At 61.9% G+C, this 13,961-nt stretch carries 11 protein-coding genes; 8 read left to right on the forward strand and 3 right to left on the reverse strand.

Annotated features, from left to right (window positions below; all coding sequences use genetic code 11):
• Positions 1 to 19 precede the first annotated feature (19 nt).
• Together ACQRBT_RS14720 and ACQRBT_RS14725 are read left to right on the forward strand one after the other, a co-directional pair.
• Entirely contained in the window at positions 20 to 745 is a 726-nt protein-coding gene (locus ACQRBT_RS14720) for a response regulator (RefSeq protein ID WP_090369081.1), read from the forward strand.
• Positions 742 to 2,352 carry an ATP-binding protein gene (locus ACQRBT_RS14725; protein ID WP_060756323.1) on the forward strand — a complete coding sequence of 537 codons (1,611 nt, stop codon included), beginning with the start codon at positions 742 to 744 and terminating at the stop codon, positions 2,350 to 2,352. Before ACQRBT_RS14720 ends, ACQRBT_RS14725 begins: the two co-directional genes overlap by 4 nt.
• A 46-nt stretch (positions 2,353 to 2,398) precedes the next feature.
• On the opposite strand, the gene ACQRBT_RS14730 is transcribed toward ACQRBT_RS14725, so the two are convergent.
• Complete coding sequence (locus tag ACQRBT_RS14730; RefSeq protein ID WP_060756322.1) at positions 2,399 to 3,115, reverse strand: 4'-phosphopantetheinyl transferase family protein; 717 nt, start codon at positions 3,113 to 3,115, stop codon at positions 2,399 to 2,401.
• Between the two features lie 136 nt (positions 3,116 to 3,251).
• Here ACQRBT_RS14730 and ACQRBT_RS14735 point away from each other — a divergent pair, with 136 nt between their 5' ends.
• From ACQRBT_RS14735 to ACQRBT_RS14745, 3 genes are read left to right on the forward strand one after another with little or no spacing between them, the layout of a single operon-like run.
• Positions 3,252 to 3,560 (forward strand): hypothetical protein, encoded by a 309-nt coding sequence (locus ACQRBT_RS14735; protein WP_060756321.1) that lies wholly within the window; start codon positions 3,252 to 3,254, stop codon positions 3,558 to 3,560.
• Between the two features lie 18 nt (positions 3,561 to 3,578).
• A complete protein-coding gene (locus ACQRBT_RS14740; protein ID WP_060756320.1) occupies positions 3,579 to 4,256 on the forward strand; it encodes a response regulator transcription factor in 678 nt (225 codons plus the stop codon).
• The gene (locus ACQRBT_RS14745; RefSeq protein WP_060756319.1) at positions 4,253 to 5,599 is read left to right on the forward strand and encodes an ATP-binding protein; all 1,347 of its coding nucleotides are present in this window, start codon (positions 4,253 to 4,255) and stop codon (positions 5,597 to 5,599) included. Before ACQRBT_RS14740 ends, ACQRBT_RS14745 begins: the two co-directional genes overlap by 4 nt.
• Positions 5,600 to 5,716: 117 nt before the next feature.
• On the opposite strand, the gene ACQRBT_RS14750 is transcribed toward ACQRBT_RS14745, so the two are convergent.
• Complete coding sequence (locus ACQRBT_RS14750) at positions 5,717 to 6,715, reverse strand: AraC family transcriptional regulator (RefSeq protein WP_060756318.1); 999 nt, start codon at positions 6,713 to 6,715, stop codon at positions 5,717 to 5,719.
• A gap of 340 nt (positions 6,716 to 7,055) precedes the next feature.
• On the opposite strand from ACQRBT_RS14750, the gene ACQRBT_RS14755 reads away from it, so the two are divergent.
• The 3 genes from ACQRBT_RS14755 to ACQRBT_RS14765 all read left to right on the forward strand — a co-directional run bounded on the left by ACQRBT_RS14755 (position 7,056) and on the right by ACQRBT_RS14765 (position 10,106).
• Positions 7,056 to 8,387, forward strand: a complete 1,332-nt coding sequence (locus ACQRBT_RS14755; protein ID WP_060756317.1) for a dicarboxylate/amino acid:cation symporter — start codon at positions 7,056 to 7,058, stop codon at positions 8,385 to 8,387.
• 145 nt (positions 8,388 to 8,532) lie between these two features.
• Positions 8,533 to 9,519 carry an XdhC family protein gene (locus tag ACQRBT_RS14760; RefSeq protein WP_090369088.1) on the forward strand — a complete coding sequence of 329 codons (987 nt, stop codon included), beginning with the start codon at positions 8,533 to 8,535 and terminating at the stop codon, positions 9,517 to 9,519.
• The gene (locus tag ACQRBT_RS14765; RefSeq protein ID WP_161549524.1) at positions 9,516 to 10,106 is read left to right on the forward strand and encodes a nucleotidyltransferase family protein; all 591 of its coding nucleotides are present in this window, start codon (positions 9,516 to 9,518) and stop codon (positions 10,104 to 10,106) included. Before ACQRBT_RS14760 ends, ACQRBT_RS14765 begins: the two co-directional genes overlap by 4 nt.
• Before the next feature lie 259 nt (positions 10,107 to 10,365).
• Here ACQRBT_RS14765 and rne read toward each other — a convergent pair whose 3' ends face one another.
• Complete coding sequence (gene rne / locus ACQRBT_RS14770; protein WP_412047551.1) at positions 10,366 to 13,530, reverse strand: ribonuclease E; 3,165 nt, start codon at positions 13,528 to 13,530, stop codon at positions 10,366 to 10,368.
• Positions 13,531 to 13,961: the final 431 nt, after the last annotated feature.

Genomic DNA, 13,961 nt, shown 5'->3' on the forward strand with positions numbered 1-13,961 from the left:
ATCGCGACGAGGATCACCCGTGGAGCAAGAGGCCTGGCAAATACTGATTGTCGAGGACGACGAGCGATTGGCCGAGTTGACCCGTGATTACCTGCAGAGCAACGGCCTGCGGGTGTCGGTGGAGGGCGATGGCGCCCGGGCTGCGGCGCGTATTATCGACGAACAGCCGGACCTGGTGATCCTCGACTTGATGCTGCCCGGCGAAGACGGCTTGAGTATCTGTCGCAAGGTGCGTGCGCGCTACGACGGGGTGATCCTGATGCTGACCGCCCGTACCGATGACATGGATCAGGTGCAGGGACTGGACTTGGGGGCGGATGACTATGTGTGCAAACCCGTGCGCCCACGCTTGCTGCTGGCGCGCATTCAAGCCCTGCTGCGGCGCAGCGAGCCGACGGAAGCCGGCGTTGTGGAGAACCAGCGTCGCTTGCAGTTTGGTCCCTTGGTCGTGGACAACGCCCTGCGCGAAGCCTGGCTGCATGACGGCGGCATCGAACTGACCAGTGCCGAGTTCGACCTTTTATGGCTGCTGGTGGCGAATGCCGGGCGTATCTTGTCCCGCGAAGAAATCTTCATTGCCCTGCGCGGCATCGGCTACGACGGCCAGGACCGCTCCATTGATGTGCGTATCTCGCGTATTCGCCCGAAAATAGGCGACGACCCGATCCACCCACGGCTGATCAAGACCATCCGCAGCAAAGGCTACCTGTTCGTCCCCGAAGCCGCTGCCGATATGCCGCTGTGAACTCGATCTTCCTGCGCATCTACGGCGGCATGTGTGCGGCGCTGATTCTGGTGGCGCTGCTGAGCGTGCTGGCGCTGCACCTGCTCAACGAGGTGCGCAGCGGGCAATACCGCGAGCGCCTGGCCCACGGCACCTTCGCGTTGATGGGGGACAACCTGCAACCCATGAGCGCCATCGAGCGTCAGCGTGCCCTGGCGGTGTGGGAGCGTTTGTTGGGCATCCCCCTGGAACTGCGCAGCCTCAGCGATGCGCAGCTGGACCTTGCCCAGCGCAATCGCCTGCAACGCGGCCAGGTCCTGGTGCAGCAGACCGGGCCGCATGCCGCGCGGGTACTGCGTTTGGTCAGTGAGAAAGAGTCGTTGGTGCTGACCGGCGAAGTGCAGCAGATCAGCGAGCAGCTGGCGCGTGCAACGATCTACCTGTTGGCCGATGAACTGGTGCGTTACCCGGTGGCGGAGCAGCCGCAGCGTTTGGCCGACCTAAAGGAAGCCAAGGGCTTTGGCTTCGAAATGCACCTGATGACCCTCGATCAGGCTGATATGGATGAGGATCAGCGCCGTCGTGTGTCGGAAGGCGATACGGTGATGGCGCTGGGTAAAGGCGGTGATTCGATTCGCGTGTTCGCCGGTATGGTCGGTACGCCATGGGTCCTGGAACTCGGCCCGCTGTATCAAATGAACCCTTACCCGGCGCAGTGGCTGATCCTGATCGCGTTGGTCAGCCTGACCCTGATCGGCTTGATCGTGTATTTCCTGGTGCGCCAGCTCGAGCAGCGCCTGCGCGGGCTGGAAGCGGCGGCCACGCGTATTGCCAAAGGCAGCCTGGAGGTGCGTGTGCCGGCCCGCGGGGCGGACTCGGTCGGGCGTCTGGCGGCAGCCTTCAATGGCATGGCCGAGCATCTGCAGCAGTTGCTGGCGATCCAGCGCGAACTGGTGCGCGCGGTGTCCCACGAACTACGTACCCCGGTGGCGCGCCTGCGCTTTGGCCTGGAGATGATCGGTGACGCCGCCACCCCCGAGGCGCGGCGCAAGTACATGGACGGAATGGACAGTGATATCCAGGACCTCGATGGCCTGGTGGACGAAATGCTCACCTATGCACGCCTGGAGCAAGGTGCGCCGCAACTGAGTTTCCAGCGGATCGACCTCAGCGCGTTGCTCGATCAGGTCATCGGCGAATTGTCGCCACTGCGCCCGCAGATCAGCGTGAGTCGGGGGGCCTGCCTGTCCTCGGCGCATTGGGACGACGCTTGGGTCGACGCCGAACCGCGTTACCTGCATCGGGCTTTGCAGAACCTGGTGAGCAATGCCATGCGCCATGCTCAGGGCCGAGTGTTGATCAGCTATCAGGTGGGGCAGGTGCGCTGCCGTATCGATGTGGAAGATGACGGCCCGGGCGTGCCGGAAAGTGCATGGGAGCGGATCTTCACACCCTTTCTGCGCCTGGATGACAGTCGCACTCGGGCCTCGGGTGGGCACGGCCTGGGTTTATCGATCGTACGGCGGATCATCTATTGGCACGGCGGGCGCGCCTTGATCAGCAAGAGCAACAACCTGGGCGGGGCATGCTTCAGTCTGAGTTGGCCCAGGGATCAGGAGAAATCCTGAAACCGCGATCTCCTGTGGGAGGGGGCTTGCTCCCGATAGCGCCCTATCAAGCGCCGATAGCCACCAGGCTCAATAACTGATCCCCATCCACCGCATACTGCCCCTCCAATACCTTGCCGTGGCACCACTCGGCCGACAGGTCCGTCAGCAGGCGCAAGCGCACATGGCCGGCTTCGGACCACTCCAGCACCTCGGCATGCTCAAAGTAGAAACGCTGCTGCACAATCGGGTAGAGCGCCTTGAACAGGCTTTCCTTGAGCGAGAACGTCAGCGTCACCAACCGGGCGATCTGCTCACGCGGCAGGGCGGCCATGCGTTGCAGTTCATCGGCGGTGAGAATTTCCCCGGCCAGGCGCTCGGCCCGCTCCAGGCTCAGCAGGTTCTCCAGGTCCATCCCCAGTCCGCGCCATTGCGTCTTGTACCCGACGATGGCAGCGGCATGTCCAGTGCTGTGGGTGATGGAGCCGCTGATATGCCCTGGCCACACCGGCGCCCGGTCTTCGCCGATGGCCGGGACGCAATCGAGCTGATCAAGTTGTTGCAACGCCGTACGCGCGCACAGCCGGCCGGCAAGGAACTCGGCCTGGCGCTTGGCCACCGAGCGCTGGATGCTGGCCGGTGGCGGCACGGCGCTGCGCTGGAAGTCGCCGGCCTTTAATAAGGTGGGGTCGAAGCGGGTGCTGAGAAACACCGTATCCGGCAAGGGTTCGGGTAGGGGCCAATGTGCATCGAGCGGGGTGCAGCAAGCGGGTAGGGGCGTCATGGACGGTATTTTGCTTCAGTTGGCACACCAGTGGATAGCCCGCAACGGTTCAGGTGCGGTTCAGAGCCCGTTCAGGGGGAGTTCAGGGGCGCCTGCGTAGTCTGGCACCCATAGCCAAATGCGTAGAGGTAACCCCATGACTGCGATCAAACAGCTGCTGTTGGCCTTAACCATGCTCAGCGCCACTGCCGGAGTGCAGGCTGCGGACGGCTCCTTTGCCGCGTTCGGCGGCGAGAAAACCAAGAAGTCCGGCAACCTGATCCACCGTGTCAGTTTCGACGATGCAGGCAGCCAGGCTGCGCCGTGGGGTCAGTCGCTGGGGCAGACTGCCCCGCAGCCGGGTTACCGCACCGGCTACGAACACCTGACGGGCCAATACAATGGCATTAAACTGCGCCCGCAAGACCTGCAGGGCCGCTATGATATCCCTCTGTCGGACAGTTGAATCGCCTTGGAGAGCCTTATGAAATTGCTGGTGGTGGAAGATGAGGCGCTGTTGCGTCATCACCTGTTGACCCGCCTGACCGACAGTGGGCATGTGGTCGAAGCCGTGGCCAATGCCGAAGAAGCCTTGTACCAGACTGGCCAGTTCAATCACGACCTGGCCATCATCGACCTCGGCCTGCCCGGCATGGGCGGCCTGGACCTGATCCGCCAATTGCGCACCCAGGCCAAGAGTTTCCCGATCCTGATCCTCACGGCCCGGGGCAACTGGCAGGACAAGGTCGAAGGCCTGGCCGCCGGTGCCGACGACTATGTGGTCAAGCCATTCCAGTTCGAAGAACTGGAGGCGCGCATGAATGCCCTGTTGCGCCGCTCCAGTGGGTTCACCCAGTCCACGATCGTGGCGGGGCCGCTGTTGCTGGACCTCAACCGCAAACAGGCTTCCCTGGATGAGCAACCCCTGGCGTTGACCGCCTATGAGTACCGTATTCTCGAGTACTTGATGCGCCACCATCAGCAGGTGGTCGCCAAGGATCGCCTGATGGAGCAGCTCTATCCCGATGATGACGAGCGTGATCCGAACGTTATCGAAGTGTTGGTGGGCCGCCTGCGTCGCAAGCTGGAAGGCCCGGCGGGGTTCAAGCCGATCGATACCGTGCGCGGCTTGGGTTACCTGTTCAATGAGCGCTGCCGTTGATTCGCTCGCTACGTGTGCGCTTGATGCTGGCGGCCGCGACCCTGGCCGTGCTGTTTATGTTGGGCTTGTTGCCCGCCATGCAAGGCGCTTTCAGCCTGGCGTTGCAGGATTCCATCGAGCAGCGCCTGGCGTCGGATGTGACCACCCTGATTTCTGCTGCACGCGTCGAAAACAACCGCTTGCTGATGCCCGCGCAGTTGCCTGACGAGCGTTTCAACCTCACCGACAGCCGGCTGCTGGGCTATATCTATGACCGCGAAGGTCATCTGGTGTGGCGGTCGCGGGCAACCCAGGAAGAAAACATCAACTACCGGCCGCGTTACGATGGGCGTGGCAACGAATTTGCGCGTATCCGCGAAGCCGGTGGCCAGGAGTTCTTCGTGTATGACGTCGAGGTCAAGCTGCTGGGAGGCAAAAGTGCCGCGTTCAGCATCGTCGCGTTGCAACCGGTACGCGAATATCAACTGACCCTTGAGGGGCTGCGGGAAAACCTCTACCTGGGCTTCGGCGCGGCCTTGCTGGTGCTGTTGACCTTGCTCTGGCTGGGCTTGACGTGGGGGCTGCAAGCCCTGCGACGCCTGAGCCAGGAGCTGGACCAGATTGAAAGTGGCACGCGCGAAAGCCTCACCGAAGAACACCCACGCGAACTGTTGCGCCTCACCGGCTCCCTCAATCGGTTGCTGCACAGCGAGCGTGAGCAGCGTACCCGCTACCGCGATTCCCTCGACGACCTCGCCCATAGCCTGAAAACCCCGCTGGCGGTATTGCAGGGCGTGAGTGAAGACATGGCGCAGCGTCCCGAAGAACGTGGCCAGGCCATGGTTCTACAATCGCAGATTGAACGTATGAGCCAGCAGATCGGCTACCAGCTGCAACGTGCCAGCCTGCGCAAAAGTGGCCTGGTGCGCCACCAGGTGCATCTTGCGCCGGTGCTGCAAAGCCTCTGCGACACACTGGGCAAGGTGTACCGCGACAAGCGCGTTACCGTGTCCTTCGACTTGCCGGACGAGGGTTATGTGCCCATCGAGAAAGGCGCCCTGCTCGAAATGCTCGGTAACCTGCTGGAAAACGCCTATCGCCTGTGCCTGAGCGAAGTGCGTATCAGCCTGGTAGAAAATCTTGCCGGCACTGAGCTGTGTATCGAGGACGATGGCCCCGGTGTGCCACCGGATCAGCGCGCACGGATTCTGCAACGGGGCGAACGGCTGGACCGTCAGCATCCGGGGCAGGGCATTGGGCTGGCGGTGGTCAAGGACATTATCGAAAGTTACGGCGCACGCCTGACTTTGGGTGATTCGGCGCTGGGTGGCGCGGCGTTCAAGATTCACTTCCCGGCTGTGTGATTTTTTGGTGGCCGAACTGGCCTCATCGGGGGCAAGCCCCCTCCCACATTTTGATTTGTGAACACATTCAAGGGTAGGAGGGGGCTTGGTCCCGATGGCGTCAGTACTGGCGCCACCTTAATTTTCCTGCGCCCGGTAGGCGCCTGGCGTGAGCCCCGTCCACTTCTTGAACGCCCGATGAAACGCCGACGGTTCGGAGAACCCCAACTGCTCGGCGATTTCCTGCAGCGACAGATTGGCCCGCCCCAAGTGATAAATGGCGATGTCTCGCCGCAATTCATCTTTGAGTGCCTGGAAACTGGTGCCTTCCTCGCGCAGGTGTCGGCGCAGGGTCTGCGGGCTGATGTGCAGGTGCTGCGCCACGGCCTCCAGGTCCGGCCAAGGCGTGCGGTCACGGCTTAACAAGCGGCGTAATTGGCTGCTCAAGCTGTCGCCTTCGTCCGGTCGTGACAGCAAGTCTGCGGGCGAGCGCTGCAGAAAATGCTTGAGCGTACGTTCGTCCTGCAGCAAGGGCAGGCTCAAATAGCGGCAGGGGAATACCAGGCTACTGCTCGGTGCGTTGAATACCTGAGGGCAGGGGAAGAGCAAGTCATATTCGCCTGCATGGGCCGGCATCGGGTAGTGGAACGTCGCCTGATGCAACCGGATTCGCTGGCCGATCAACCAACTGCCCAGGCGATGCCAGATCACCAGCAGGCATTCGCTCAGGAAGTGATCCGGGTCCCACAGCTGTGAGTCATCCAGGCTCAGACGAGCCATGTCGCCTTCTCTTGTCAGATGCCAGCGCGGACCCTGTGGGAATAAGCTATAAAATAATAAACCGCGTTCCAGAGCCTTCTCCAGGGTGCGGCAGTGAATCAGCGCGTGGCACATCATGGCGAAGGTGCCGCGTTTACTCGAACCTTCAGCGAACCCCAGGTACTCGTCGTCGAGCTCCAGCCAGAGCATCTGCAACAGCCGGGTAAATTGTTCAGGCGCAATGCGGGCGCGGGGCTCGGTCAGCAACTCAGGGGTAATGCCCACCTGTTGCAGCAGGGCCGAGTAGTCATAGCCCGCCCGACGGGCACCGACCAGGGCCGCTCGGGCGTAGTGACTGGCGATGGTGCGTTCACGCATGTGAGGGCCTCGTCCATGGAGTGGCGGATGTTAGCCATCACTGGGTGGTGCGACAAGGCGGATATCCGCCAAATTGTAGGACGGGATTTGGCTGCATGGCGGAAACCCGCCACTTGTTCAGGGCGCGTGAAGGAAGGTTGAGCGCGCCCAGGCCTGATGTCTAAAGGCCTTCAGCGGATTTGCAGAAAGTGGCACGGCGTTTGCGATAAGAGATGGCAGCGCAGGCCTGGTTCTACCAGCCTCGCAAACAACAAATCCCTCCAGTGCAGGAGGGTTCGCAATTCAAGTGTCGTGGGCAATGGCGGATATTTGCTACACGGGACGATTGAGGAACTTTGCAATGACGACTCGTCAGCCACTGTACAAATCCCTGTATTTCCAGGTGATCGTTGCAATCGTTATCGGTATTTTGCTCGGTCATTTCTACCCGCAGACCGGCGTGGCGCTCAAGCCACTGGGTGACGGCTTTATCAAGCTGATCAAAATGGTCATCGCCCCGATCATCTTCTGCACCGTTGTCAGCGGTATCGCTGGCATGCAAAGCATGAAATCGGTCGGCAAAACCGGCGGCTACGCGCTGCTGTACTTCGAAATCGTTTCCACCATCGCCCTGCTGATCGGCCTGGTCGTGGTCAACGTTGTGCAACCGGGCGCCGGCATGCACATCGACGTGGCTACCCTGGACGCCTCGAAAGTCGCGGCCTACGTGACTGCTGGTGCAGACCAGAGCGTGGTCGGCTTTATCCTCAATGTGATTCCGAACACCATCGTGGGCGCCTTCGCCAACGGTGACATCCTGCAAGTGCTGATGTTCTCGGTGATCTTCGGTTTTGCCCTGCATCGCCTGGGTGCCTACGGCAAGCCGGTGCTGGACTTCATCGATCGCTTCGCCCACGTCATGTTCAACATCATCAACATGATCATGAAGCTCGCGCCAATTGGTGCCCTGGGTGCCATGGCATTCACCATCGGTGCCTACGGTGTAGGTTCCCTGGTGCAACTGGGTCAGCTGATGATCTGCTTCTACATCACCTGCGTCCTGTTCGTGGTGGTGGTGTTGGGTGCCATCTGCCGCGCCCACGGTTTCAGCGTGTTGAAGCTGGTGCGCTACATCCGTGAAGAACTGCTGATCGTACTGGGCACTTCCTCTTCCGAATCCGCGCTGCCACGCATGCTGATCAAGATGGAGCGTCTGGGCGCGAAGAAGTCCGTAGTCGGCCTGGTGATCCCCACCGGCTACTCCTTCAACCTCGACGGTACTTCGATCTACCTGACCATGGCTGCGGTGTTCATCGCCCAGGCGACTGACACCCACATGGATATCACCCACCAGATCACCTTGCTGCTGGTGCTGTTGCTGTCCTCCAAAGGCGCTGCGGGCGTGACCGGTTCGGGCTTTATCGTACTGGCCGCCACCCTGTCGGCCGTCGGCCACCTGCCGGTTGCCGGCCTGGCACTGATCCTGGGTATCGACCGCTTCATGTCCGAAGCGCGCGCCCTGACCAACCTGGTCGGTAACGCCGTTGCCACTATCGTTGTCGCCAAGTGGGTCAAGGAGCTGGACACCGACAAGCTGCAGAGCGAGCTGGCGTCCGGTGGTACCGGTATCTCCGATACCCGTCCGGAAGATGACCTGGGTGTGGCCGAAGGCCCTGCTCCTGTCATCAAGTAATTCGCTGCTGGCGTGAACTGACGCCGAAGCCCTCCACAAACGCCCCGACTGTTTCGGGGCGTTTGCGTTTGTGGCCGGCCACTCTGGAGGCTTTTGCTTTACAGTGATTGGGTGAGTAATCGTTGTAAGGTCGGCAGGAGGTTGGATGGATAGCGTGGATCTGAATGTCCTGCGCAGTGTGCTCGAATGGCGTCGCGCCGGGCAGCGGGTGGTGTTGTACAGCGTGGTCCAGACCTGGGGCAGTGCACCGCGTCCGCCCGGGGCGATGTTGGCATTGCGGGGCGACGGGGTCGTGATCGGCTCGGTGTCCGGCGGTTGCATTGAGGATGATCTGATTGCGCGCCTGCAAGATGGTCGCCTGGCGGAAGATGGCCCACCCGTGCAGTTGGTGACATACGGGGTCACCCGTGATGAGGCGGCGCGCTTCGGCCTGCCGTGCGGTGGCACGTTGCGCCTGACCGAAGAGCGGGTAGGCGACTGGCAATGGGTCGCACAGCTGCTGGCGCGTTGTGAGGACCATCAGATTGTCGCCCGGGAGCTGGACCTGGCCACAGGTACTGTGACCCTCGGCAGCGCAAGCAAAACGGATGTGGTGACATTTGATGGGGAACGCCTGCGCGCCATTTATGGCCCGCGCTGGCGCCTGCTGTTGATCGGTGCCGGGCAGTTGTCGCGCTACGTGGCGCAAATGGCGCGCTTGCTGGATTTCGAAGTGTTGGTCTGCGACCCGCGTGAAGAGTTCGTCTACGGCTGGGAAGAGCAGCATGGTCGCTTTGTGCCGGGCATGCCGGATGAGGCGGTACTGAACATTCAGACCGACGAGCGCACAGCCATCGTCTGCCTGACCCACGACCCGCGCCTGGATGATATGGCGTTGCTGACGGCATTGAATTCCGATGCCTTCTACGTCGGCGCGCTGGGCTCGCGGGTCAATACCCAGAAGCGCCGGGAAACCCTGGCGGCGCTCGGGCTTACGGCCGAGGCGATTGCGCGCTTGCATGGGCCGATCGGCTTGCACATCGGTAGCCACACGCCTGCTGAAATTGCCTTGTCGCTGATGGCTGAAGTCGTCGCAATCAAGAACGGTGTGGCGCCGATGCAGAAAAAGCCGCTGCCGGTGGTCGCCGAGTGACGGTGACGGCGATTGTACTGGCGGCAGGGCAGGGCAGTCGTTTCCGTGCCGAAGCCGGTGCCGACCAGGACAAGCTGCTGGCCGATTGCAGCGGATTGGATGGCGTGACGCGGCCGGTACTCGAGCAGGTGCTGGTGAACCTGCCGGCGACGCTCGTTGAGCGTTGGGTGGTGACCTCGCCGGAGCGCCTGGAGGTCATTCGGTTGGCCAAGGCGCAGGGTTGCAAAGTCGTGTTGCTGGAATCGGCGGGCATGGGCGACAGCATTGCCGCGGCGGTTGCGGCCAGCGGTGCGGCGGATGGCTGGCTGGTGGTGCTGGGAGATATGCCGTTTATTCGCTCCTCGAGCATTGAGCGGGTGATCGAGGGGCTGGAGGCGGGCGGTATCCGTGTGCCGGTGCAGGATGGGCGGTATGGGCATCCTGTAGCGTTTGGCCAGGCATTTGGGCTTGAGCTGATGGCATTGACCGGTGATCGTGGAGGACGATCATTGTTTGCGCACGCGTTGGTCAGCGAAGTGGCGGTTGAAGACCCGGGAGTGCTCTGGGATGTCGATGTTCCGCAATCCTTGAACTTCAAGCCGATCTGAGTGTGGGAGGGGGCAAGCTCTAATGCCTGTCAGTTAAGCGATAGAGCAGACGATGAATAACCTGTGGGAGGGGCGGTGCGACGATTCGACTTGCTCCCGATAGGCCGCGCAGCGGCCTCAAAAATGGGCCTGCTACGCAGTCCATCGGGAGCAAGCCCCCTCCCACAATGACCGCGTTAAGCCTTATTCAGGACGGGACAGATCACATAAAAAAGCCCCGCCTGATCACTCAGGCGGGGCTTTCTTGTGGCGGCTGGAATCAGGCGAGAGGTTTGCTCTCGTGCTCTGCTTCCTGTGCTGCGGCAGCAGCTGCTGCCGCGGCTTCAGCTTCCTTGCGACGACGGCGCACTTCACGTGGGTCGTTCGGTGCACGGCCGTTTTCGGTCAGGGCGCTGACCGGTGCGGCTTCAACCACAGGGGCAGCCACTTCGGCAGCTACCGGCGCCTCAACCACTGCTGCAGGTTCTACGACCGGAGCAGGCTGAACCACTGGGGCTGGCTCGGCAGCCACGACTTCGGCAACCGGTTCCGACGCTTCTTCTACCGCAGGGGCAGGCGTTGGCGCTTCAACCGGAGCAGTTGGCTCGGCAGTCCATTGGAAGGCGGTCTGTTCTTCGCGAACTTCTCGTACTTCCGGAGCCGCTTCAACAACTGGAGCTTCAACAGCAGCCTCGACCACTGGCTCAGGCTCAGCTACAGGTGTCGGCTCAACAGCCGCCACTTCTGCTTCTGGCTGGGCTTCAGGAGCCTGGGCAACTTCCACTTCCGGAACAACCGGAGCTTCGATTGGGGTAGTGGCTTCGACTACTGGTGCTTCTACGACAGGTGCTTCAGCAACAGGTGCTTCAACAACCGGCGCTTCAACCACTGAGGTCTGGGCAGCAGGTGCTTCAACAACGGCAGTTTCTTCAACAGCAGCAGTTGCGCGTTCAGCCTGTTCGTGAGCCTGGGCTTCAGCAGGTGCGCTGATGACCGAGCTGGCCACGGCGGCAGTCACGGCCAGGCCGGCAGCCAGTTCGGCGCCCGTCGGCTCGCTGGTAGCGGCTTCGGCGTTCTCGCCGGCTTCTTCCGAGCCTTCGATCACATTGCCATTGGCATCGCGTTGACGCTCACGACGGTTGCTGCGACGACGCTGGCCACGGGAGCGGCGGCGTGGACGATCGCCTTCGGCGTTGTCCTGGCCGTCTTCCTGCAGTTGCTCTTCGCCGTTCAGGACTTCTTCTTCGCTGGCGGCAGCGGCTTGTTCGGCACGTGGTTGACGCTCTTCACGCGGTGGGCGTGGTTGGCGCTCCTCACGAGGCGCACGCTCTTCACGTGGCTGGCGAGCCGGGCGCTCTTCGGCGACAACCGCAGCACCGACAGCGGCAGCGGCTGGCGCTGCGTCCAGCGGTTCGCGCAGTTCACGCACGCGTTCTTCACGCTCGCCACGTGGCTTGCGATCTTCACGCGGTGCACGTGGCGTGCGCGGTGCACGCTCTTCACGCGGTGCGCGTTCTTCGCGGGCTACGGTCGGGGTTTCTTCACGGGCTTCGCGAGGTGCACGCTCTTCACGTGGCGCGCGTTCTTCACGCGGTGCACGTTCTTCGCGTGGCTTGCGCTCTTCATCACGACGACCGTTGCGGTTACGGCTCTGCTGGCGGCCGTTGCGACGTTCTTCGTTGCGCGCCGGACGTTCGGTGGCCGGTTTTTCAACCACAACCGGAGCAGCAGGCTCTTCCTTGGTGGCGAACAGGCTGACCAGCGATTTCACCAGGCCTTTGAACAGGCTCGGCTCAGGCAGGGCGGCTGGAGCAGCAACCGGGGCAGCCGCTTCAGTCGGAACCGGTGCATTGGCACGCGCCGGTGCAGTCTTCACGGCAGCTTCCTGGCGAACCAGGGTGCGCGTCGCGGCAGCCGGCTGGACTTCTTCCACTTCGGCAGCGGCAGCCGCGATTTCGTAGCTGGACTGGTTGTTGTGGGCTTCCGGGCTGTCGTCACGCAGGCGCTGCACTTCGAAGTGCGGCGTTTCCAGGTGATCGTTCGGCAGGATCACGATACGGGCACGGGTGCGCAGTTCGATCTTGGTGATCGAGTTGCGTTTTTCATTGAGCAGGAATGCGGCGACCGGGATCGGCACCTGGGCGCGGACTTCGGCGGTGCGGTCTTTCAGGGCTTCTTCTTCGATCAGGCGCAGGATCGCCAGGGACAGCGATTCAACGTCACGGATGATGCCGGTGCCGTTGCAGCGCGGGCAGACGATGCCGCTGCTTTCGCCCAGGGACGGACGCAGGCGCTGACGGGACATTTCCAGCAGGCCGAAGCGCGAGATGCGGCCGACCTGTACGCGGGCGCGGTCAGCTTCCAGGCATTCGCGGACTTTCTCTTCCACGGCGCGCTGGTTCTTGGCGGGGGTCATGTCGATGAAGTCGATCACGATCAGGCCGCCGATATCACGCAGGCGCAACTGGCGGGCGATTTCTTCAGCCGCTTCCAGGTTGGTCTGCAGGGCGGTTTCTTCGATGTCGCTACCTTTCGTGGCACGCGCCGAGTTGATGTCGATGGACACCAGGGCTTCGGTCGGGTCGATCACGATGGAGCCGCCGGAAGGCAGTTCGACCACGCGCTGGAAGGCGGTCTCGATCTGGCTTTCGATCTGGAAACGGTTGAACAGCGGCACGCTGTCTTCGTACAGCTTGATCTTGCTGGCGTACTGCGGCATCACCTGGCGGATGAAGGTCAGGGCTTCGTCCTGGGCTTCAACGCTGTCGATCAGCACTTCGCCGATGTCCTGGCGCAGGTAATCGCGGATGGCGCGGATGATCACGTTGCTTTCCTGGTAGATCAGGAACGGCGCGGAACGATCCAGGGACGCTTCTTTGATGGCGGTCCACAGTTGCAGCAGGTAGTCGAGGTCCCACTGCATTTCTTCGCTGCTGCGGCCCAGGCCGGCAGTGCGCACGATCAGGCCCATGTCGGCCGGGGCGATCAGGCCGTTCAGCGCTTCACGCAGTTCGTTGCGCTCTTCGCCTTCGATGCGACGGGAAATGCCGCCGGCACGTGGGTTGTTCGGCATCAGGACCAGGTAACGGCCGGCCAGGCTGATGAAGGTGGTCAGGGCGGCGCCCTTGTTGCCACGTTCTTCTTTCTCGACCTGGACGATGACTTCCTGGCCTTCGCTCAGGACGTCCTTGATGTTCACGCGGCCTTCAGGAGCTTTCTTGAAGTATTCGCGGGAGATTTCCTTGAGGGGCAGGAAGCCGTGGCGCTCGGAGCCGAAGTCGACAAAGGCAGCCTCAAGGCTTGGTTCGATGCGAGTAATACGGCCTTTATAGATGTTGGCCTTCTTTTGCTCGCGTGCACCGGATTCGATGTCCAGGTCGTAGAGGCGTTGGCCATCTACCAGTGCAACACGCAACTCTTCGGGTTGAGTTGCGTTAATCAGCATTCTTTTCATGTTGTACCGTCGGTTTCCGGGCTGCCGGAAACGGCGTTCGGCACACACGACTTCTCACGGTCGGTGTCAGGTGCGTCAAGAGTGGTTGGCCACTCCAGTGTCCAGCAAACACCAGCCAATTGGGCCGGTATCGCGACGGACGCGTCCTGCTTGTTAGCGGTGGTGACAAAGGCACCACTTCAACAAAAGCTAAGGTCAGGAGGAGGAATCAACCGGCGACTGTGGACGAGATGAAGCGTCTAAATATAAGCCTAGTGCTACACGGTCCGACGGTTGTGCATCTCCACCCTACACGTATCCCTGATAATTCGGGTGCTGCCGCGCGCAGAATCCGCAGCGGGTTGGCATTTACCGTGTTCTCCAATGGGGAGTTCACGCTCATGGCTAAACAGGACTGGGTGTGGGCGATTGCGCTCTCACTC

It is taken from the genome of Pseudomonas sp. R19M (assembly GCF_050312585.1).
GTDB lineage: Bacteria > Pseudomonadota > Gammaproteobacteria > Pseudomonadales > Pseudomonadaceae > Aquipseudomonas > Aquipseudomonas palleroniana.